Source organism: Moorena sp. SIO3H5 (genome assembly GCF_010692395.1).
Taxonomy (GTDB): domain Bacteria; phylum Cyanobacteriota; class Cyanobacteriia; order Cyanobacteriales; family Coleofasciculaceae; genus Moorena.
This window is the reverse complement of record NZ_JAAHHS010000095.1, coordinates 1-22075: the sequence shown is the minus strand read 5'-3', so window position 1 is coordinate 22075 and position 22075 is coordinate 1. Positions and strand designations below refer to the sequence as shown.

Genomic DNA, 22075 nt, shown 5'->3' with positions numbered 1-22075 from the left:
ATCTTCTAAGCTGGAGTAATTCTGGTTTCCTTGTTCCCGTTCTTGGATACTTGTAGTTCGGTAAATCTTACTACTAGACAATAGGGAATTTTCCAGCAGGGTTCGCTCATACAAGTCCCGCATTTTCAAACCTATATCGTTTAGGCTCGATACCTGATGGGATAAATTATCTAAGAATTGCCGCAGCCGTTCTTGATCTTGTTCCAATGTATTGCGACCAACTACCAGTTCTCCCACTAAATTGCTCAGGGTGTCCAGTTGTTTAACCGGTACCCGCATGGTTTGTTCAAATAACTTAGATCTCGGACGCCTTGTTTGGCGGGACAGCTCCTGGTTTATCCCTCCTGGGATAGCAGATATGCTTTGATTTGCCTGCTCTAGCAAGTGCTCTAGGTCTTTAAAGTCATCCTCTACTGAGTCCGCCTGATTGGTTTTCCTGGTTTCTTGGTCTAGGGAGTCGTTAGGTTCAGGGCTACTAGTTTCATTTAATAGGAGTTCTAGTTCATCAAATATTCTTGTCTGCTCTGATCCTACTTCAACAGTGGTTAAGCTCACATCCAGGGGTTTTATACTGTCAAAATCAACGTTTTGGTAATGGGCCGTAGCTTCTGCCAACAGCTGCTCTAATTGCTGCCATTGATCTTGGGTTGTTGGTAAGGCTTTTGGTGATGAATCTGGTAATTTGTTTGATTTTATGGGATCGGATTTTCTATTTTTTCCTTTTACACTTGAACTAAGACCGGGTGTTGAGGTGGGCTTTAAAGACCCTTTAGTTGATGGGGATTTAATTCCTGGCTGGTCATGGTTTGCAGGGGGGTGAGTTGGAATAAGCTCCAAGTCATTAACCAGATTAAAATCTAATTCATTGAGATCTGTGTAGGTCGGACCCGGGCGAGGGCTGTGGGTGGGCTCGACGTGCGGTGTCCTTGGTCGGATAGGCTGCTGTTTGCCCATCCCATAACTATCTAATGTGGGAGTAGTATTTTCCGCGCTTGAGATATTTTCTTCAAAAAAGGTATCGTCAAATAAACTACTTAATTCATCCGCTGGGTTAGTTTTTTGAGTTAAGTTTGCCTCAGTACTCCCAACAGAAAATAATTCTTCAAGGTCTTTATCCGTCAGGCTTGGAGTAGGCTTAGGTTGAATCTCCTCTGGAGTTGACTCCCTTGACTGTAGTAATTCAAAAGCTGCTTCTTCTGGAAATTCCTCATCGAACAAACTGAGTAAATCTTCCTCGGTAGACTCCGCTGCCTCTGGAATGTCCAACCCATCAAGTTCTTTAATCAGGTCAGATAAATCCTTTGGTTCGTCTGTAGTTATAGAATTGTGTGATTGGCTAGACAACTGCTGGTTATCTGGAGCGATAATTTCTTCTTCTTGCCAGGTTTTATCCAAATCAGGGGTCTGACCTTCAAAGATATCAGCTAAGCTATTGAGTTCTGCCATGCCAACTTTTGGTTCTGCAGCATCATCGGACTCGATTTGGAGGATATCAGTGGTTGGTTGTTCCACTTCCTCTATATCCGGTATATCCTCGAGGAAGTTATCTAGGTTAAATTCGTCTGTGATTACTGCTGGTGGCTGAGCATCTAGGTTGTTAGACATTCGGAAAGCTAAAATTCCACATTAAGCGAACATTTTTAACCTTTTGCCTTGGCAAGTTCGCCGGTTCCCTATATGATAGTTCTAAAATTTCATCTCACTAACTAGCTAAGAGGTAGCTTAACAGTCCCAGATCTATACAGACGAGGTTTTCTTGCCTCGCTAGCTAGATTTTTTTTAACGTTTTTCATATCTGAGTTCAACTGTGATTTCAACGACTCAGAGCATTTAAGAATTTCTGGATACCTGAGAATAACGACTGTTTTTTTTGTGCAGATGGTATATTTTGAGAATCTTCTGGGCTAGTTGTGTTAGCTAGACTTGCCTTAAGTATAATTTGCTCAATATCCTCTGCTGTCGGTTTGCTGGGTTCTTCAGTCACCAACTGATACTCATCATCAATTTCTAGCCATACTTGCCACACAGAAGGGTAACAACGCCATAGAGCCCCTCCTGGAAAGGGTCGCAGATAATAACAAGACTGCAGGGTTTTCAGGAAGCGATCGCGTAACTGACGTGCGGCATAGCCAATCCCTACAATCGAGACATCTTCGAGCTGAGGATTTAGGATTACACAGGGGCGATCCCCAGCCAAATTACAAATCTTTTCCACTTGGGCTACTTCCACCGCAGACGGGCCCACTAGCAAGAAAGCCTGGTCATCATCATCAATTCTAGTTTCTGCTGGGGAGCGACTGGTGCCAACATCAGTAATTTTAAACGGGACTTCTCCCCAGTCACGAAGGGCAAGGGCTGAAGCACCGGTATCAGGAAAGAATATTTTCAGTCCGGAGCCATACTGCTCAAATATCGGAATAAATGCTTGGGCGATTGACTGAGCTTGCAGGGCAATTTCTGGAAAGACCAACTCCACTTGTACCCTGGTTTGACCGTCATCTAGGGCGGCTTTGGTCGCTTGTTTAGCTTGAGCGATCGCGTCTTCTAAGCTCAAAGGAAGTTCATTCATGAGTCTGTTTGTGTGTTAATCAAAAACTCTAATATTAATGGCTTAAAAGAAAAAAGAAAACTAATGTCTAGCCACATTAATCCCAAATCCACCCTACCCATAGGAGCAATTGAGCCTTTTTTGAGCAAAGTTAGACCTTAGATAATTCTGGTTGTGGCATCAGTCGTTCCAAAATTTGCTTGATTACCATCACCGTCCAATCTACATCAGCTTCTGTGGTATCTCGCCCCAGTGTCAACCGAATTCCAGCTAAAGCAGCTGGCTCGTTGTAACCCATTGCTAACAATATCGGACTCGGACTCAGTTTACCACTGTGGCAAGCGGAACCTGCACTAATCCCAATACCAGCCTGATTCAACTGGCGCACTATAGTTTTGCCAGTCACCCCCTCAGTAGGGGAAGTCACACAGAAACTAACGTGATGGGGTAAGCGATAGTCTCTAGAACCAGTGGGAATGAGATTGGGAGTATCGGCGAGTTGGTCAAACATGCGATCGCGTAATTGAATTAACCGAGGTGTCTCTGTTAGCATTTGGGCTGCTGCTAGTTCTGCCGCCATGCCAAACCCAGCAATTACTGGCAACGCCTGGGTTCCAGACCGCAATCGGGATTCTTGTCCACCACCGGAGATCAGGGGCACTAACTCCACACCAGGGCGGATATACAATGCCCCTGATCCCATTGGACCATAAATTTTGTGACTGGAAATGGACAGCAAATCCACCGGTAGTTGTTGAACATCGATGCTGAGGCGTCCTGCTACTTGAACTGCATCGGTATGAAACAGAACACCCTGTTGACGGGCAATTTGTCCGAGTTTATAAATAGGTTGGAGCGTACCTACTTCACTTTGACCATAAATGACGGAGACTAAAACTGTATTTGCCTGTAAGGCAGCTTTTAAATCACTGGGATTGACCATTCCCAGAGAATCCACTGGTAGCCTAGTCACTTGCCAACCCCACTGTTCCAACCAGGCTACTGGTTGAGCGATCGCAGAATGCTCTACACTAGAAATAATTATATGCTGGGGTGTTTTGTAACCTTGAGCAACCCCCATAACGGCCAAATTATCCGCTTCAGTACCGCCAGAGGTAAATGTAATCGATTCCGCTGGTGCATTTATTAACCTAGCTACCTGTATTCTAGCTCGTTCAAGTACAATGGCCGCTCGCTGACCCCACTGGTGTAAGCTGGAAGGATTACCCCACTGCTGGGTAAGCACATCTTGCATAGTTGTAATGACTTCTGGGCGTGGTGGTGTGTTGGCGCTATAGTCCAGATAAATTTGCATGGGTTTTCAGGCAACCAGCTATCTCTACCTTCAGCATATAACCTTTCCAGGTCTATCTCAAACTGATGACTAATAACTGATAACTAATAATTAGTGACTAATAACTGATGAATAATAACTAACCACCTGGTTTGCCAACATTATAGTCCTCGTGGGAAAGAACCGCGTGAGGCACCAATAAGCTACCATGGTCGTGACAAATCATTCGGTAGTTGCGAGTTACAGGAATACTGATGATCCAGCGGTTGTGGCGCAGCCGCTTGCCACCAAATTCTCTGTAATCTTGATGATTCTGCAAAGCAGCAATTATCCCACGGGCTTTGACAACCACATGGGTAGGAAGGTTTTTTAAGTCAATGGGATCATCTTCAAAACTAGACTCCCACTGCCGTTTTTGCTGTTTTTTCTCTTGCCGTGCTCGGTTTTTTTGATCACATCGGTGGCATGTTTTACCATACCCCTTGTGGCCACACGGGAATGTTTTCTTTCGTCTTGGCATAAGACACTAGTTCGGGTTAAAGTCCCTAACCCGCTAATTAGGCTTCGGTGTAAGCCATTCCATAAAAAAAAGGCAATTAGGGGGGGAGTTGAACAAGATGGCAACTGATATCCCCTGGTATTTTATGTTAATTCAACAACTGCATCTATTTGAAGATTGTGCTGTTAGCATGAGGAAATCAGCTATCCAATCGGGTTTTTTGATGCCTTGAGTTCCCAACCAGCGTGCATTTACTGGAATTTGTATTATCTTTTGCTGATACTATTGATTTTGTGTGGCTGTCAACAAGCTCAGCCACAGGTGTCTGTTGAACCCCCTCTGCCCCAAGACCCTTGGGTTCAGGCTTACTTTAATCATAGTAGGTCAGCCCAATACACTGATCCTTACCGGGGAATAACTCGGGAGGGAGATAACTTGGAGCAAGTGATTGTGGATGCGATCGCATCAGCAAAGTCAACAGTAGATGTGGCGGTTCAGGAGTTGCGTATGCCCAGAATTGCCCAAGCTTTAGTAGAACGTAAGCAAGCTGGTGTCAAGGTCAGAGTCATTTTAGAGAATAACTACAGTATTCCGCTCAGTAAACTAAGCGCTGAGTCAGTAGCAAAACTGACCCAAAGAGAACGCTCACGCTACAATGAGTCCCTAATATTGATCGACCGTGACAGAGATGGTCAGCTGAGTGCAACGGAAATTTCAGAAGGAGACGCTTTAATCATCTTAGGAAATGCTGGTGTACCTATGATTGATGACACAGCGGATGGTTCTCGGGGCAGTGGCTTAATGCATCATAAGTTTATAGTTATTGATAACAAAGTTTCTATTATTACCTCAGCAAACTTCACTCTTAGTGATCTACATGGTGACTTTCAGTTTCAAGATAGTCGTGGCAATCCCAACAATCTACTTAAAATTGACAGTGTAGAGTTAGCTAAGCAATTCACCCAGGAATTTAACGTGATGTGGGGGGATGGTGCTGGCGGTCAACCAGATAGTAAGTTTGGTCTCAAGAAGCCATGGCGACCAGTAAAGCAAGTCACACTGGGAGATACAACTGTGGGGAATACCAGTGTGGGGGATACCAGTGTGGGGGATACAACTATCGCTATCAAATTCTCTCCAACCTCCACTACCAAACCTTGGCATCAGAGTAGCAATGGTGTAATCGCTCAAATCCTTCCTCAGGCTAAAGAAACGATTAATATCGCTTTATTTGTCTTTTCCGAGCAACGGCTAACCAATGTTTTAGAGGAATCCCATCAACAGGGTGTTAAGGTCAAAGCGCTAATTGAGCCAAGTTTTGCCTTTCGCTATTACAGTGAGGGTTTGGACATGATGGGAGTAGCTGTTGCTCACAAGTGTAAATATGAGACTGGTAACCGTCCTTGGCGTCAACCGATTGCTACTGTGGGTGTGCCTCAGTTGCCAGAAGGAGATGTCTTACATCATAAATTTGCCATTCTGGATGGAAAGACAGTGATTACAGGCTCCCACAACTGGTCAAAAGCAGCAAATACCAGGAACGATGAGACGGTTTTAGTTATTCATAGCCCGATCGTGGCTGCCCATTTTGAGCGGGAGTTTCAACGCCTCTATGGCAAAGCAGTGAAAGGAGTACCAGTTAGAGTTCAGCAAAAGATTAAAGCACAGCAACAAAAATGTGTGCCTCTTGATCCACATTCTTGAGTAGAGCATACTATTGAATAGTTGGCATGACGGGTTATACCCCTCAATTTAATTTGAAAATGGTCTGTTGGGTTTTGTCGTTAGTGATTAGTCATTTGTCAAACTTCCACCAATCTGTCATGGCCTGTTCATAAATCGGTGTTGTCCGAACACTAAACCAGCTTTTTTCCTTAACACAGGTTTGCGCTGAGGTTATCTTAGTTTTTGGGGCTCAATAATACCAAGTAGGTAATACTGCTCGACCTGCTAACCTTAATCGATATCTAGGGTTTCCTGGGTGTCAGAATTTCTCAAAGCTGTTAGGAGCAGCAAAGCTAAATTATTGAATTGCTTGACGACTTATATGGCAAATGCCACCTGGACTCGCCGCCATATTCTTGCCCTGGCTGATTTTACGCCAGATGAATACAATACAGTCTTACAAACTGCCGCTAGCTTTCGGGAGGTACTGTCCCGACGCACCAAAAAAGTCCCTGCACTACAGGGTCACGTGGTTGCAAATTTGTTTTTTGAACCATCAACCCGTACTCGTAGCAGTTTTGAACTAGCGGCTAAACGTCTTTCTGCTGATATCCTAAACTTTGCACCAGGAACATCTTCCTTAAGCAAAGGCGAAACGATTCTTGATACAGCAAAGACTTACCTGGCAATGGGAACTAATATGATGGTGATTCGCCATCGGCAGGCGGGAGTTCCTCAAATTATTGCTACTGAGATGAATCGACTCGGTGTCCAGGTAAGTGTACTTAACGCTGGTGATGGTCAACATGAACATCCTTCTCAAGGATTGCTGGATTTGTTTACAATTTGTTCTTGCTTAGATTGGGACAATCCCCGCATAGAACTGCTTGCTGGAAAAAAAATTACCATTGTTGGAGATATTCTGCACTCACGAGTTGCCCGTTCCAATATCTGGAGTCTCCTGGCGACAGGTGCAGAGGTTCATCTAGCTGGACCACCTACTCTACTTCCCCAATTATTTGCTCAATACAGTAGTACTCGTCTCCAACAACCTCAGGAAAAGCAACAGCAACAGTTATTGGCTAAGTCTAGCCTTGGTCACCAGAGGCAGTACACCGAAACCCCTCTGATTTTAAAAACAACGGTACCAATCACAAGTCAAGCCAGCCATTCCCTTACGTCTACGCAACAGTTACCAATTAGTCATCCTAAGCTATATGTTCACTGGGACATTGAACCAGCACTAAAAGATGCTCACTTTGTCATGACCTTACGGCTGCAAAAAGAACGTATGACGACTCATTTGTTGCCTAGTTTGAGAGAATATCATCAGCGTTATGGGATTACCGGGGAGCGCCTCCAACTTTGCCAACCCAACGTTCACATTCTCCATCCTGGTCCAGTTAACCGAGGGGTTGAAATTAGTTCTGAGCTGATGGATGATCCCCAGATTAGCTTAATTCCTCAACAGGTGACTAGTGGAGTTGCGGTTAGGATGGCGTTGCTTTACTTAATCGGTAGTGGTAAGTTTTGACTCATAGGCTGAGTAAATCAATTGCGCCAAGGTAAACTCTGACCATTACCCCATCTCACTGACGCCTGTACCAAACCCAAAATAAATTCTAGCAATCCTCTCCACTGCTGTTGACTAGCAGTGACTCCTTGCTTGTGGATGTGTAGAATCAAATCTCGATCAGGATGGTTAACAATTTCTTGAGCATAGCGGTTGATCACATCACCATCTAGTTGAATCACAGTTTGGGCGCAAATTAAATCATTGATTGACTTGACATTTGCCGGTTGTTGTGAGTGAGTTTTTAGCAATGCCTGATTCCGACTATCCAATGCTGCTTTCAGTTCACTTAGCTTACGCAAACAACGCAAGAAACGATGGTTCTTAAGAATATCTTGCGCTTGAAGCATTTCTTCTGAACTGCTGGTTTTAGTAGGGTTTGGTAGTCGGGTGTTAATTTGCTGCAGTTCTACTGTGGGATTGGTGAGGATTTCTTGGCCTCCTCTAGCCTGGTCTAGAACAGTGGGATCATACCAGGGTGAATTGGGATCACTCAGAATCACACTGTACTCTAGTTCCAAGGTTTTACGTAACTCAAGGTAGCGATCGCGTAAAGACTCATGAATTCCCTGTTGCTCTAGATAGTCAGCTGAGATCGGGTAAATATCTCGGTAGGTTTCCCAGGGGATGAACTTATCTCCCTTAATTTCCTCCACTACCATGGTGTTAACTTCTAACGCTGTGATGTCAATCAAGACATCCCCCAAAGAGCTATAAAATTCATCTAGGGTTTGACCTAATCTAGAAGTAACATCAGGTGCGACCCGTGACGAATTTAATTCGCCGGTCGCACCTGGTTTTAAAGATGATATTGCATCAGTAGTTGCTGGTTGCTTACGGTTTCTGGTCTTGGTCACGGCCATGGTTAATGATATATGAACTACCCTAAATATAGGTCGAGGAATGGTCGATTTCGAATCTTCTATGGAATCAAAATCGACCATTGGCAATCTGTTTATGGTACGGGCGAAGTATCAGGCAAAGCTTACTGCTTCTCTTTTGCCACCACCTAAAAAGCTGATTACGTCCAGATTAATCCTCTTGTTTACGTGGTTTCTTAATAAATAGTGACTCTTCCAGGCTAGACCAATTATCATCATCAAGTTTTATCGCCTCAGATTCACTCTGTTGTGCCACAGGAAAGTCAAACAAGTCTTCCATGAAGTCCTCAGATGCTTTCTCTGATTGATCGGTGATATCAGAGATTTCTAGAAACGGATCTAACTCTTGAGATTGATCCTGATTAAAGTTATGGTCATCAGTTAGGTCATTTTTCAGTTCTGAAGTATCTGGATCTTCCGAAGGTGCCGATAGCTCCAAGCTATTTCCTAGAGATGGATAAGATTCCAGTTCATCAGTTGCGAAATCATCCCAGTCTTCATCAAGTTCTAAATCTGTTGCTGATCCATTGAGATTGCTTGGTGCAGTGAACGGATTAGCGTTTTTCGTTAATTTCTCCCACTCATTATCCTCAGAGATATCTAATGAATCTATTTCAGGAGTTGTCAATTCTAGTGATGACTCCTCCGGTTGTTCCAACATCCAATCATCCCAATCCTCATTTTCTTCTAGCTCCAATGATTCTAGGCTGAGGAGGTTAGAATCTTCATCAATCTTTTGTGTATCTTCTTCAAACAAATCACCCCAATCATCTTCTAATCCCTGGTCTGAAGCTTCAGTTGTGGGTTCTGGTGATGGGGGCGTTGACTCCAAATCTTCTAATGTCAGGAGTTCCCAATTTTGATTATCCACTGCATCGGATGGATTTAAATCAGGTTGGGATTGTTCTTCAACGAATTCCTGCCATTGTTGATCAATTTCTGCCTCTGAAACGTCTTGGTCAGTTAGTTGCTCATCAGGCACAGACTCAAGTAATTCCCACATCGAGTCATCCCAATCGTCCTGTTCAGTTTCCGATTCTAATGCCTGGGTGCTATCTATCGATGGCATCAGTGAGGATTCTATTTCTGCAGAGGGGACTTCTAGCACTTCAGGCTCAGTTTGTAGGAAAGTGTCGGGACTAGCCTGGGTTTGTTCTGGAACTGGGGGTGGAGGTACCAAGATTGACTCGAGTTCTGGTGCCGTATCCGGTAGAAAGTCAGAACTAATATCTGTTTCTTCGTCAATGGGGGGTGGAGCTACCAAGATTGACTCCACTTCTGGTGCCGTATCTGGTAGAAAATCAGGAATAATCTCTGTTTCCTCTTCAATGGGGGGTGGAGGTACCAACACTGACTCAGTTTCTGACCACCTATCCTCTAGGAAGTTTGCTATTGCTTCTTCCTCCTCCAATTCAGTAATCTCTGGCAATTCAGTAGTCTCTGGAAACAAACCAGTATCAGAAACTACTTCATCGACTACTTCATCGACCAATCCAGGTTTTATGATTGGCTCAGTTACGGTGTAGGGATTAATCAATGAATCATCAAGGTTCCCTGGGATAGGAGCTGTTACTGACTCAAGGTCAGCAGAGATGGTTGGGGGTATCTCTGGTGCTGCCTGAGTGGGTTCCACTTCAGCTGGGGGAGGTTCTGCTACTAACTCCGAGGCAGAGGCAACTGCTGCTGCTGCCAATCCAGTCCCCAAAACGGCTTTAGTAACTGTATCGACACGATGCTCTGTGTATGACTCGACTGACTCGACTGACTCGACTGACTCGACTGACTCTATGGCTACTCTAGTTTCAGTTACCGGTTCTATGCTTGGTAATAAATGGGTTTCACCCTTAGGGGATTCAGGCTCTATAACCCCAGTATTGCTAGTTGGGTAACCTAGAGTGAGTAGAACCTCAAAGAGCTTATGCAGACTCTTAAGATTGCTCTGAATAATTTGATTGCCTTGAGCCACCTGATCATTGTGAAATTGCCGCAGTTCTCTATAGCGACCATTGCCGATAAACTGGTCTCCTACTTCATTATCGATGGCACCGTTAATAGTATCAATGCGGGTACACATACGATGACCAGGTTTTGCCTGGGCTGCATCTAAATCAGCATTGGTTTCAGCTACCCAGGTGGTAATTTTCAAATCAACTGCTTCGCTCAGGGCTAGGACAAGAGCCTCTTTAATATTCCCTGTCTTAAGGTATTGTCTGAAGTCATCGCTAGGAGCCATAATACTATACTCGCTCTTATTAGGGTAGTTTTGTAATTTAGTTTAGATTGACTAATAATAAATAGTTTTTGATATTCCCACGTCCACCCTTGGGTTATAGTGGTATGATTATTTAAAGGGTATAATTTTTGTTAAAAGTTTCTCAGTGACTGTGAAGACCCAACCGTCAACCGCCAACAAACACTTAGTTATTTCAATTCTTTAGGTTAAATTTATATCAGATAACAACGAATTGAGCAACCTAGCAGTGCCCATTACTGGTGAACACTTTGCCTGTCGCCGAAGTAGGAGATCACCTCAATACTATTGATATTTTTTTTAGTGTTAAATAGTATTCTATTTTTTCGCAGATAGACCCTTAGCGACTATCATTACCTAGCTCAGACCCTTGAGGTAGCCGACCCATGGTAGTAATCAGAACAGTAAACAGTTGTTGCAAATTTTCCAAATTTTGCTGAATAGTCTGGCGTCCTTGTTGTACCTGCTGTAGGTGAAATTGCTTGAGTTCAGTGTAAGGCCCATTGCCCATAAACTGTGAACCAACTTCGTTGTTGATTTCACCATCAATAATATTCATGCGAGTACGCATTTGGCAATCAGAGGTTGGCTGGTCTAGCTCGGCTGAGGAATGAGGAGCTGGGCTAGATGAGGATACCCAAGTGGTAATTTCTAACTCCACTGCTTCACCTAGGGATAGGGTCAGGGCATCCCTAATGTTACCTGCCTTGATTTGTTGTTTAAAGTCGTCTTTAGTGGTCATAGATTTTTTTGTCGCCCTAATTTATTTATTAGTTTTTAGTAGTCAGCTAAAAGTCTACTGGTAATTACAAGCGATGCAGCGCCTTCACGCGGGGGTCCCCCCCATGAGCGACTGCATCAAGACAATGACTAATCACCAATTACTATGCCTATTGCCAAAAATCAGTAACTTCATATCCTAGTTCCTGTAACATTTGATGGAGTAGGGGTAAGCTCAGACCAATAACATTACTATGACAGCCTTCGATTTTGTCAACAAAGAGTCCCCCTCTACCTTCCAAAGCAAAGGCACCAGCACATTTAAGGGGTTCGCCAGTGGCAACATAGGCTTCTATAGCGCGATCGCTTACATTGGCAAAATCAACTCGTGTTACACCACAGCGCACTATGGTTTTGTTCCGAGATAAGTCAATTAAAGCATGACCTGTATAGAGTTCTCCAGTAGTCCCTCGCATCTGTTGCCAACGAGCGATCGCTTCAGAGGGGTTAGGGGGTTTGCCATAAATCCCACCCTCCATACTCAATACAGAATCACAGCCTAATACCAGAGCGTCACTAAATTGATCAGCAACAGTTTTTGCTTTTTGTTCAGCTAGAATCTGTACTAACGTTGCTGGCTCCGGATGCTGCACTTGAGATTCGTCAAAATTGCTTTGGCAGACCACCGGTTCAATACCAGCAGTTTGCAATAATCGTTTGCGAGCTTTAGAAGCTGAAGCTAATACAAAAGTTGGCACATCCATATAGCAATTTTCAGAAACGTTTGAGCGACATTGCTTATGCTTTTAAGGCAATAGGCAAGAGGCAAGAGGCAAGAGGCAAGAGGCAAGAGGCAATAGGCACTAGGCAATAGGCAATAGCGATGCAGCGCCTTCACGCGGGGGTTTCCCCCATGAGCGACTGCATCAAGACGGCAATAGGGTTTTCATGGAATCAGCGTCAAAGAAGACTGTACCTGATCAGCACGCCTTTGGGCGAACAACCAAACAACCTGTAACCTGTAACCTTCAACCAAACAACCTGTAACCTTCAAGCAAACAACCTGTAACCTTCAACCAAACAACCTGTAACCTTCAACCAAACAACCTGTAACCTTCAACCAAACAACCTGTAACCTTAAACTAAACAACCTGTAACCTTGGCCTATTGGCCACGCGTGCGCGAACAACCTTTCAACCTGTAACCTTGGCCTATTGGCCACGCGTGCGCGAACAACCTTTCAACCTGTAACCTTCAAGCAAACAACCTGTAACCTTGGCCTATTGGCCACGCGTGCGCGAACAACCTTTCAACCTGTAACCTTGGCCTATTGGCCACGCGTGCGCGTTCAACGGTTTAGTAGTTTACAGAAAAGGACTTAACCGCTGCCTCTAACGAATTTTTCATCTTACCCCAGCGTCGTTCGGTGGTGGAAGCATTGAAGGTGTAGAGCTTGCCACGGTTAACCACCACACTGGCCAGGTTGTGCCGTTCTTGGTTGGGCAGTTGGACGTTGTATTCTAAAAGGTAATAAGTCTTGTCTGCTACCTCACGAGCTTCAGCATTTACCAACTCGGCTGTGCGACCAGAATCGGGAGGAGCAATGGCATTTTTTTGCAGCTGGTACCCCACTTCTGAGGGTGTGCCTAAATCAGCAAGGGTCTTGCCTTCTGGCACTGGGCTAATCACCACACTAACATTTTCGGTGCTCTCAATAATATCGTGGAACACTACATCGGGTCCATTAGTCACTGTGACAGGGACCCAACCGTTGGGATACAAAAACTGATAACCGTTAAGGGTGTCTACATAGCTTTGTAGACCACTGACACCAGTTGTGCAGCCATGTATAGCCAGACTCAACACTAGCAGCAGTAGTGGTGCAATTTTCTTGAGCATCTCTTTGAGCATCTCTATTCAACGTCAACTTAGCTGCTTAATTGTCTCATCTTTAACTCATCGTACCTGCCCTTATGTATTTTCTGTTACCGGTTGGACACTCACTAGATGTGTGATAGATAGTGAAGTCAAGCTAATAGAGCGATTTTAGACAACTGCCCACGGTAACAATTCTGGAAATCATCAGGCTTTGTAAGGAAAACCATGAAAGCAACTTATCAAACTATCTCTAGTCTAGGACTTGCCACAATATTGACTGGATTTACCGCAACTGTCTATGCTCAGCAGGATCCACTTCCAGTGCCAGTCATTATCCGATCTCAGCCAGATAATCAAGAGCCTACGTCTAAGGATAAACCGGCTAATACTCAAGCCCAACCTAGGGAAGAGCAACCGGCTAATACTCAAGCCCAACCTAGGGAAGAGCAACCAGCTAATACTCAAGCCCAACCTAGGGAAGAGCAACCGGCTAATGATGAAAAACCCACTGTTAAGAAAGACCCTTTTAATAGGGAATTGCCAGTGAGGACTATACCCCGGATGAGTGCTGTGGAATTCTACAACCGGGGCGTGGATCAATTAGATAATGGTAATTATCCAGAGGCGATGGAAAATTTCAAACAGGCTTTGCAGCTGGAGCCCTATGACCCTGATGTCAACTACAATCTTGGCTACGTCCACCACATTCAGGGGAATTATCAAGAAGCGATTGATAACTACACTGCTGCTATCAAGATTAAAACTGACTATGGTGAAGCCTATAGCAACCGTGGCTATGCCTATTTTGTGCAAAAGAAGTTCATCGAAGCGATCGCTGATTTTTCCAAAGCTATTGCTCTGACACCGGATAACGATACGGTTTATCTCAGTCGAGGTAATGCTTACTCTGAAGTAGAGAACTATTTCCAAGCAATTGCGGATTACGATCGAGCTCTCTCGATTAACCCTAAAAATGCCATGGCTTACTACCAGCGCGGTTTAACTCGCAGTAAGCTCAAACAGTATCAAGCTGCAGTAGCTGATTACACAGAAACTCTAAAAATTCAACCCACTTTTGCCGATGCGTTTTATAAACGGGGTCTAGCCAGCCTTGACCTCAATAAGGTTGAGGACGCGATTCAGGATTTCAAAAAAGCGGCTGATTTATTCCAAAAAGAAGGCAGAACTGAAAATTATCAAGAAGCCATGGAAGCCATCAAAAAGCTTTAATGGCAACCACATTTTTGAACTCAAGTGGCTTTTCAACAGCTTTCTTCTGTGCAGTACCTAGCTCACACCAGAAGCTGAAAAAGCCACAAAGATCAAGCCACTTACTAAAATCAGGGCTGTTACACCCAAGATCAGGTAGTTGCGCTTGTCGGCTGCAGTGGGTGGCTCTGCCTGGTACATTTTTGGCTCTTTAGCAAAATTGTTTAAACGCCCACCGTCTTCTACTGTATATGGCATGGATTACAACCTTTTTTTACTTTATTTTTATAAATGTAACAAAAAATGTAACAAAAATACGCATAACTACTCTTCAGTTTTCCTGATTAGCTTGATTGGTTACGCTAAAGTATTAATCCAGTCCTAGACCTTGACAAGTTCTTTGATATATGCATTGCTAAGCTAGCTAATGGTACCAGTCAAGGGTGAGCTAGCGCTAGCATAGTTTTTAATTGGAATACGACCAGCTAGGTAAGCCAGACGACCAGCCTCGGAGGCCATTCCCATCGCTTTTGCCATCATGATAGGATTACCTGCTAATGCGATCGCACTATTAATCAATAACGCATCTGCCCCTAACTCCATCCCATAGGTGGCTTCACTGGGGCTACCTATGCCAGCATCTATCACCACGGGAATTCCTGCTTCTTCAATGATGATTTCAATATTGGCAGCATTCTTGATGCCCTGTCCCGAACCAATGGGTGAACCCAAAGGCATCACCGTAGCACATCCTACCTCTTCAAGGCGTTTGGCTAATAAGGGATCCGCATTAATATAGGGCAAAACCGCAAACCCTTCTTTTACCAGTTGTTCTGCTGCCTCTAGAGTACCAATGGGGTCAGGGAGTAAATACTTAGGATCAGGAATCACTTCCAGTTTCACAAAATTATTGTCTTCTTGACCCAATAGCTTCGCCATTTCCCGACCAAGCCGTGCGACTCGCACCGCTTCTTCCGCCGTTTTACAGCCTGCGGTATTGGGTAACATCCACAGTTTCGTCCAATCCAGGGATTCCGCTAGCCCTTCGTGTCCTGGTGCTTTAGTTTGTACCCGACGCACGGCCACCGTTACAATTTCACTGCCACTAGCCGCAATACTTTTAGCCATTACCTGTTGAGAGTCATACTTACCTGTGCCAGTCATCAGACGAGACCGAAAGGTTTTTCCCGCAATGGTTAGTAAATCTGGTGCAGATGGTTCCGTCCCATTGTCAGAGTGATAGTCCTGGAGCGTAGCAGAATTATAGTGCAGCACTGGTGTTGAGGAGGAGTTACTAGATACAGTGAGATTATGACTGAGATTAGGACTAAGATTAGGAATTAGATTAGAACTGCTTTGACTTGAGGCTGCTTGATGGTAAGGTCGGTCGTAGCGAAATTGATCTAACAATGGGTCAGACTTTTGCTTCTCAATCAGGTCAGCCAGCAACAAAGCGGTCACCGGAGCCAGCAAAATACCGTTGCGGTAGTGACCCGTAGCCAGGCTCAGGTTTTGGCAGGGACCCGTGCCAATAATTGGTAATTGGTCAGGTGTTGCTGGTCGAAATCCCCACCAACACTCATGAATCGACCAGTGTTGGATTTCTGGATATAGCCGGATAGCTGATTCTAACAAACGGTTAATTCCAGCAGTAGTGTTGTCAGGGTGCCAACCCACATCCTCTACTGTTGCACCAATCAGAATTCGTCCATCTCGACGAGGGACTAGATAAACCTCAGAGCCATGTAACACTCGCTGTAGTGGCAAGGGGTGTTGAGAATTTTGAGTGGCTTTTACTGACAGCATCTGACCTTTTTTTGGAGCCACTGGCAAGGGCAACAGTTGATTAGACCAGGCTCCAGTTGCTATAACATAATGGTCTGCATGGAGTTCCCCTGCAGAGGTTCTAATCCCAGAGACTAAGCGATTGCGCTGCTGAATTGCCTCCACAGTTATCCCTTCACGCAGCTCTACTCCCCCTTCTTGGGCAGCCACTCGCAGGGCTTTACTGAGTGCTCGGGGAATTACTTGAGCATCTTCTGGGTACCACCAACCACCAACCACTTCTGAGCTTAAACCTGATTGATAGCAATGAATCGTATCTTTGTCTAACCACTCAGCAACTCCGGTCTTATTGCTGAGTTGGTGTTGCTGATTTCCTGCTGCTCCTTCATAGACCGGTACTAAAAAGCCACAGGGCCAATAGCCTGTTGCCACACCAGTCATCTGTTCGAGTTTGGTACACCATTGAGGATACAATGAATGGGACCACAAGCCTAAATCTAGCATGGGTCCGATGGGGAGCGCTTCTGAAAACGGTGCCAACATTCCTGCTGCAGCGAGGGTGGCACCTTCTTGGAAATTGCGGGTGACAACAGTTACTGTCGCCCCACGCCGCTTCAGTTCTACAGCGATCGCTAAACCGATAATGCCACCGCCAATAATCAGAATGTCACTTGCTGCTTTCATAGGTTAAGGAGAGTGGAGACTAGGGATTGGGGAAAGTATCAAGGATGAAGTATCTAGGATGAACTATTAAGTATGAAGTATCAAGGATGAAATATGAAGTATGGCGTGGGAAGTGGTAAGTGTAACTCGTCGGTTGTAGTAATGGGTTTTAGTCAACCTTAAGTCAGCTACCGATAAACCCATTTCCCACTTCAATCTTTATTTTTCAACCTTTTTACTTCAACCTTTATTTTTCAACCTTTATTTTTCAACTTTTCTCCTTTTGACCAATCCCCTAATCCCCAATCTCTAATCTCTTCCCAAACCTTTTAAACAACTACAGGTGCTGCATAACTTACCACTCTACCATAGGGCTGGTATGGGGTCATTATCTTCGTATACTACTGTACCAGAACTTCCTGTAGTTGCTGAGCTTCCTGTAGCCCCTTGAGCAGTAGACTCACTGAACCCAGTAGTGCCTTGAGCAAGAGTATCATCCTGTGACACTCCAAAGGGATCAGGTGTATTCGGCTCTGCTTGTGCGATCGGTTGCTCTGATTGAGTACTCGGTGTTTCTGCTTGTATAATTGTTTGGTCTTCTGACGCTACTGGATCACTTGGTGTTGCGTCATCCTGGTTCCTACCCAGATTAAAGAAGGGAATGTTAAACCGAGAAGCCTGTTCTTCCTGAGGTTCAGGAAGTGGTTCTACTTGATTTGCACTCGGGGAAGGCTCCTCGATTTGGCGATTTCGACAAGCACTAACTGCTCCTAGCAGAGCAACCAGCACTAATAATTTGGTAGTTAACCTCATATATTTGTTCATACTCTGATTTGATATCAAGAATTTTGCTTGCATAACAACTTAATACCTGTGTGTCGAAGTAGGGAATTTGCAGATGTGCCCCTTTTCGGTGAACACACCCGCCCATAATATACCAGTTGAGTTCTCCGGAGGTCACTAGAAAATAAAATTGTTCATTGTCTTGATGCAAAGGGCGAGTAGGGTTTTTCCCCTTTGGCCGACTGCATCACTTTGACAATATCCCCTGCACCCATCTAGCTCCCTTACCTTTGGCGGACCGGTATTGTTTTTACCCAATATAGGAAATCCTCCTGGGAATTACCAGACCCTAAGCTTAGGCTACGGCAGCGATGCAGCGAGGTCTTGGGGGTTTCCACGGGGCTTACAAGGTGCGGACGCAGGTTCCGCACACAGACCCAAAACCATGAGCGACTGCATCAAGACAGCGATACATCGCCGAGCTACGGGAGGTTTACCCACTCGCCATTTGCCTCAAGACACTGGCTTATCACTGCACTAAAAGATTGCCTAAATTGAGCTTTCGGAGTAAGCTTAGGTCTTACCTAAAAATTCAGTTAAGTTTGAACCCTCCCCTACGTTAGTCCTAGGATGAAAAACGTCACTGGATTTTAGGTAAATTTATTGTGGAATCATGATTCAAAAGCTAACTGTGTCAGTGCGATCGCTAACTGCTTATGCTGATACATGAATAACTGTGTTAGTCAACTAGTTTAGCCAACTATTTTAGTCAACTTTTCTAGGGTTGGTTAGTGACGGGGTACAGTCAATAGTCAACAGTCAACAAACCATAAATCCTATATTTAACCATGCCTTAACTTATGCCTTAATTTATGCTTTAAGCTAGGCTAGTTAAGTCGGTCATTCACTCATTATCCCTATTCTGGCTAAACTACAGGTTAGCACTACTATGCTTTGGTTGATATTCGCTAGTCTAACAGCTCTTTGTGCCTCTGGCAAGGATTTGACGAGTAAGCGAGGGCTAAAAAATATTGATGGGTACATTATTTCTTGGGCAGTATTATTTTTTTCTTTACCGGTTTTACTCCCCCTCCTTTTTGTGATTGAAATTCCGGAAGTAGGCCGAGATTTTGCCTTAGCATTAATGATAGGAGGGTCTCTAAATGTGGTGGGTATGAGCTTGTATATCCAAGCCTTGAGTCGGTCTGACTTATCCATTACCATTCCATTTATGACCTTTACCCCGTTATTTTTATTAGTGACATCCCCAATCATTGTTGGAGAATATCCCACTCCCTTAGATGTCTTAGGTATTCTCATGATTGTGGTTGGGTCTTATAGCTTGAACTTGAAAGAAAAAAGAAACGGTTACCTCGCACCTTTCAAAGGGCTACTGAAGCAACAAGGCCCTAAGTTAATGTTAACTGCCGCTATAATTTTTAGTATTAGTTCCAACGTTGATAAGGTGGGAGTACAAAATTCTTCACCAATATTTTGGGCAATTGGGATGCATAGCTTTGTTTCCACAGGTATGGGAGTAATTATGCTGTCTAAATCAAGAGATAAATTAAACCAAATACCAAAAAACTTACTGTCTCTATTTCCTATTGGTTTCTTTCAGGCCGGAGTAATTTTGTGCCAAATGACAGCTCTAGAAATGACCTTTGTTAGTCACGTTATTGCTGTTAAACGCATGAGTGCTTTAATTAGTGTCATCTTAGGATGTCTAATTTTTAAAGAACCCGGAATTCAGGAAAGAGCAACTGGAGCAGCAATTATGGTATTGGGAGTTTTACTGATTAGTTTATCGGGACATTAGGAATAGGGAATAGGGAGCAGGGAGCAGGGAGCAGGGAGCAGGTAACAGATGTAGGGTGGGCAGTGCTTATTAAGGCAAAAGGCAAAAGGCAAAAGGCAAAAGGCAAAAGGCAAAAGGCATGCTAGCAATAGATGTAGGGTGGGCAGTGCTTACCAAAACCATTGTGAGCTTTTCAATGGGTATGATGCACTGCCCACCAGACCAGCAAATAGATGTAGGTTTGGGAGTGCCGATAAAATCTCTTACAACCTGATAGTATCCGTCTGCGACCCTGCCCACCCTACGATTAATATTGTTGGTGGCCAGTCCCGATAAAACTGATTATAAGTTGATAATATCTGTCTTATCCACTATTTTAGCAATTTTAGCTAATAAGCAGTTTGTGATATCAGTTGTATTGAAACTAATGTCAAATAAATTACACATTAATGATTCAAAAAATGGCTATTCATACTTGTTGTAAATAAATGTAAATTATTTTAATTAATCCTTGCATTTTTTCCAGGATTTATATATAGTATATAAAGTTACGACCGATACTAATAGCCGCGCTGGCCAGAACCGTTAATTTCCCCAGCGCGGCTTTCCTCCCAACCAAGTAGGAGTTACTTTCATAATGGCAGAAAAGCGATACTAATAATGCTGATTTGGTTAAGAGTTGGAATTTTTGGTGTTGCTGCGTTACCCTGTCGAAGGGCGCAGCCTACAAGATCTTGGGATTACCCCAAAGGGCTACCCTTCGCCTAGGCACTAAAACCCAGAACAAAAGCACCTCACCTATTTGGTAAATGCTATACTATAGCAATTCTATATCCCATAAGGTACAAATTGATCCCCCTAAATCCCCCTTAATAAGGGTGACTTTGAGGTTGATAAGCATACCTAATAAATTCCAGAAAAGCTATATCTTTAGTCAATAACTTGAAATCAAAAATTAGTCGAGAATTTAATGTAATTATCGAGCGGGATGCTGATGGCTACTTTGTAGCTTCTGTTCCCACTCTTAAAGGGTGTCATACCCAAGCAAAATCTTTGGATGAATTAATGGAGCGTATTCAAGAAGCGATCGCGCTTTGTTTGGAATTTGAAGAAAATCTAGAAGATTCCCTCGACTTCGTTGGTGTACAACGAGTTGCAGTGGAAATATGAGTCAATTACCAAGTTTAACTGGACGGGAAATTATTGCAGCACTGGAGAAAGCAGGGTTTACAGTAGCGAGAGTACGTGGAAGTCACCATATTTTAATTCATGATGACGGACGTAGAACGGTTATCCCAGTACATTCTGGTGAAACCAGTTAATTAATTTAATCCTAAGCATTTAGCTTATGTGCTACGCACACGCTAGGCGAACAGCTAATGCGCTACGCGCACGCTGCGCGAACAGCTGTCAGCTGTCAGCTAATGCGCTACGCGCTTGACCAATTTTTTTTAGGGAGTCGGGAGTCGGTAGCCCAACAGTCACTTACCCCTTCAACGGTTACATTCAAGCATAAGATTGACGGATTACTTGTATCTTCCCACTAGATACAGTTTCGGGTTTTGGACTGACGCTAATTTCAATAGTTTGACCTAATGCTACCAAAAAAAATAATAGCTTTTCCAAGGAAAACCCTTGCAAGCGACCATTTTTTAAATCCATGAATTGAGGAGGCTCAATTTTTAAAATATTAGCCACATCTAAATCAGTCAGTTGTCTTTCATCAATTAGATCATAAATGAGTGAAGCTAGTTTAACCTTAGCCAACTTTTCTTCAGCATTAATAAATCCTAAATCTGCAAAAATGTTACCTGAGCTTACAGTATAATCTGGCATTATTTTATCCTTGGTACTATTAATCTTGTTGTTTAGCAATATCTTGTGCTTGTTTTAGGCGTTCTTTAATTAAATTCATAGTCTGCTTTGGGGTTTTAATACCTGTTTTTGACTTTTTTTTAAAGGCGTGGAGAACATATATAGTATTCCCAAGTTTGACAGCATATACTGTTCTGTAAGTATCTGTTTTATAATCGCTGACAATTTCTAACACTCCATTTAATCCTTTCAAAGGTTTAATATGAGGATGATTTTTGTTTTTTTGAACCCGATAGAGAATGTAACCAACTTCATCGATGACATCTTCAGGAAACCCTAACAGTTCCTTTTTTGAAGGTCCCACCCAAATAAGATTTTTCAGTAATTCATCTCCCATGTTGACATTTCGCATCTAGATCGTAAAGTTGCTCTTGTTGACTTTTTTGTGGGTAAACCCTATTGGCAGAGACGATTCTGGCATTAGCTTTATCTCCCTTAAGCAAAAAGAATTGACAGAACACTTTTCCCTATAATACCTAGCAACATTGATGAGCGACTGCATCAAGAAATAATCAACTATTATTACTACTCCCTACTCCCTACTCCCTACTCCCTACTCCCTACTCCCTACTCCCTACTCCCTACTCCCTACTCCCTACTCCCTACTCCCTACTCCCTACTCCCTACTCCCTCCAAGCGCAGAAAATGCATAT

The 22075-nt window shown here is 43.8% G+C and carries 21 protein-coding genes and 2 pseudogenes; 6 read left to right on the top strand and 17 right to left on the bottom strand.

The genetic code is table 11. The features are described 5' to 3' along the window. The 4 genes and pseudogenes from F6K52_RS13280 to F6K52_RS13265 form a co-directional block, all read right to left on the bottom strand. Positions 1–1605 (bottom strand): annotated as a pseudogene (locus F6K52_RS13280) (hybrid sensor histidine kinase/response regulator); the annotation flags it as partial. 208 nt (positions 1606–1813) lie between these two features. Continuing rightward, a complete protein-coding gene (locus tag F6K52_RS13275) occupies positions 1814–2569 on the bottom strand; it encodes a DUF1995 family protein (RefSeq protein ID WP_293078186.1) in 756 nt (251 codons plus the stop codon). A gap of 130 nt (positions 2570–2699) precedes the next feature. Beyond that, positions 2700–3863 (bottom strand): cysteine desulfurase family protein, encoded by a 1164-nt coding sequence (locus tag F6K52_RS13270; RefSeq protein ID WP_293078184.1) that lies wholly within the window; start codon positions 3861–3863, stop codon positions 2700–2702. 118 nt (positions 3864–3981) lie between these two features. After that, complete coding sequence (locus F6K52_RS13265; RefSeq protein WP_293078182.1) at positions 3982–4362, bottom strand: hypothetical protein; 381 nt, start codon at positions 4360–4362, stop codon at positions 3982–3984. Positions 4363–4614: 252 nt separating this feature from the next. On the opposite strand from F6K52_RS13265, the gene F6K52_RS13260 reads away from it, so the two are divergent. Both F6K52_RS13260 and F6K52_RS13255 read left to right on the top strand, forming a co-directional pair. Then, a complete protein-coding gene (locus tag F6K52_RS13260) occupies positions 4615–6045 on the top strand; it encodes a phospholipase D-like domain-containing protein (protein WP_364417475.1) in 1431 nt (476 codons plus the stop codon). Between the two features lie 343 nt (positions 6046–6388). Next, the gene (locus F6K52_RS13255; protein WP_293078180.1) at positions 6389–7540 is read left to right on the top strand and encodes an aspartate carbamoyltransferase catalytic subunit; all 1152 of its coding nucleotides are present in this window, start codon (positions 6389–6391) and stop codon (positions 7538–7540) included. A gap of 17 nt (positions 7541–7557) precedes the next feature. Here the strand turns inward: F6K52_RS13255 and F6K52_RS13250 are convergent, their stop codons facing one another. From F6K52_RS13250 to psbP, 6 genes are all read right to left on the bottom strand, one after another. Then, positions 7558–8523, bottom strand: a complete 966-nt coding sequence (locus tag F6K52_RS13250; protein WP_293078178.1) for a hypothetical protein — start codon at positions 8521–8523, stop codon at positions 7558–7560. A gap of 88 nt (positions 8524–8611) precedes the next feature. Then, positions 8612–10693 carry a hypothetical protein gene (locus F6K52_RS13245; protein ID WP_293078176.1) on the bottom strand — a complete coding sequence of 694 codons (2082 nt, stop codon included), beginning with the start codon at positions 10691–10693 and terminating at the stop codon, positions 8612–8614. A gap of 358 nt (positions 10694–11051) precedes the next feature. Next, on the bottom strand, positions 11052–11453 hold the full coding sequence (locus F6K52_RS13240; protein WP_293078174.1) for a hypothetical protein: 402 nt from the start codon (positions 11451–11453) through the stop codon (positions 11052–11054). A gap of 148 nt (positions 11454–11601) precedes the next feature. Further along, positions 11602–12195: a nucleoside triphosphate pyrophosphatase gene (locus F6K52_RS13235; RefSeq protein WP_293078172.1), complete on the bottom strand. Its 594-nt coding sequence runs from the start codon at positions 12193–12195 to the stop codon at positions 11602–11604. Further along, complete coding sequence (locus tag F6K52_RS13230; protein WP_293078170.1) at positions 12171–12329, bottom strand: hypothetical protein; 159 nt, start codon at positions 12327–12329, stop codon at positions 12171–12173. Before F6K52_RS13230 ends, F6K52_RS13235 begins: the two co-directional genes overlap by 25 nt. 458 nt (positions 12330–12787) lie before the next feature. Continuing rightward, on the bottom strand, positions 12788–13330 hold the full coding sequence (gene psbP / locus F6K52_RS13225) for a photosystem II reaction center PsbP (protein WP_293078188.1): 543 nt from the start codon (positions 13328–13330) through the stop codon (positions 12788–12790). A 204-nt stretch (positions 13331–13534) separates the two neighbouring features. Here psbP and F6K52_RS13220 point away from each other — a divergent pair, with 204 nt between their 5' ends. After that, the gene (locus F6K52_RS13220) at positions 13535–14539 is read left to right on the top strand and encodes a tetratricopeptide repeat protein (protein WP_293078168.1); all 1005 of its coding nucleotides are present in this window, start codon (positions 13535–13537) and stop codon (positions 14537–14539) included. A 57-nt stretch (positions 14540–14596) separates the two neighbouring features. Here F6K52_RS13220 and F6K52_RS13215 read toward each other — a convergent pair whose 3' ends face one another. The 4 genes and pseudogenes from F6K52_RS13215 to F6K52_RS13205 form a co-directional block, all read right to left on the bottom strand. Beyond that, positions 14597–14776, bottom strand: coding sequence for a ssl1498 family light-harvesting-like protein (locus F6K52_RS13215; RefSeq protein ID WP_293078166.1), 180 nt, complete (start codon positions 14774–14776; stop codon positions 14597–14599). A 162-nt stretch (positions 14777–14938) separates the two neighbouring features. Further along, the gene (locus F6K52_RS36980) at positions 14939–15712 is read right to left on the bottom strand and encodes a thiazole synthase (protein ID WP_364417483.1); all 774 of its coding nucleotides are present in this window, start codon (positions 15710–15712) and stop codon (positions 14939–14941) included. 237 nt (positions 15713–15949) lie between these two features. Further along, positions 15950–16987: pseudogene (gene thiO / locus F6K52_RS36975) on the bottom strand (glycine oxidase ThiO); the annotation flags it as partial. A gap of 342 nt (positions 16988–17329) precedes the next feature. Beyond that, positions 17330–17779, bottom strand: coding sequence for a hypothetical protein (locus F6K52_RS13205; RefSeq protein ID WP_293078163.1), 450 nt, complete (start codon positions 17777–17779; stop codon positions 17330–17332). Between the two features lie 919 nt (positions 17780–18698). Between F6K52_RS13205 and F6K52_RS13200 the strand changes: the two genes are divergently transcribed. Beyond that, a complete protein-coding gene (locus F6K52_RS13200; protein ID WP_293078161.1) occupies positions 18699–19568 on the top strand; it encodes a DMT family transporter in 870 nt (289 codons plus the stop codon). On the opposite strand, the gene F6K52_RS13195 is transcribed toward F6K52_RS13200, so the two are convergent. Beyond that, a complete protein-coding gene (locus F6K52_RS13195) occupies positions 19565–19696 on the bottom strand; it encodes a hypothetical protein (RefSeq protein WP_293078159.1) in 132 nt (43 codons plus the stop codon). The genes F6K52_RS13200 and F6K52_RS13195 overlap by 4 nt on opposite strands. A 793-nt stretch (positions 19697–20489) precedes the next feature. On the opposite strand from F6K52_RS13195, the gene F6K52_RS13190 reads away from it, so the two are divergent. Next, positions 20490–20717 carry a type II toxin-antitoxin system HicB family antitoxin gene (locus tag F6K52_RS13190; RefSeq protein ID WP_293078157.1) on the top strand — a complete coding sequence of 76 codons (228 nt, stop codon included), beginning with the start codon at positions 20490–20492 and terminating at the stop codon, positions 20715–20717. Further along, positions 20714–20869 (top strand): type II toxin-antitoxin system HicA family toxin, encoded by a 156-nt coding sequence (locus F6K52_RS13185; RefSeq protein ID WP_293078155.1) that lies wholly within the window; start codon positions 20714–20716, stop codon positions 20867–20869. Before F6K52_RS13190 ends, F6K52_RS13185 begins: the two co-directional genes overlap by 4 nt. A gap of 184 nt (positions 20870–21053) precedes the next feature. On the opposite strand, the gene F6K52_RS13180 is transcribed toward F6K52_RS13185, so the two are convergent. Both F6K52_RS13180 and F6K52_RS13175 read right to left on the bottom strand, forming a co-directional pair. Next, positions 21054–21383, bottom strand: a complete 330-nt coding sequence (locus F6K52_RS13180; protein WP_293078152.1) for a helix-turn-helix transcriptional regulator — start codon at positions 21381–21383, stop codon at positions 21054–21056. A 19-nt stretch (positions 21384–21402) separates the two neighbouring features. After that, entirely contained in the window at positions 21403–21759 is a 357-nt protein-coding gene (locus F6K52_RS13175) for a type II toxin-antitoxin system RelE/ParE family toxin (RefSeq protein ID WP_364417480.1), read from the bottom strand. Positions 21760–22075: the final 316 nt, after the last annotated feature.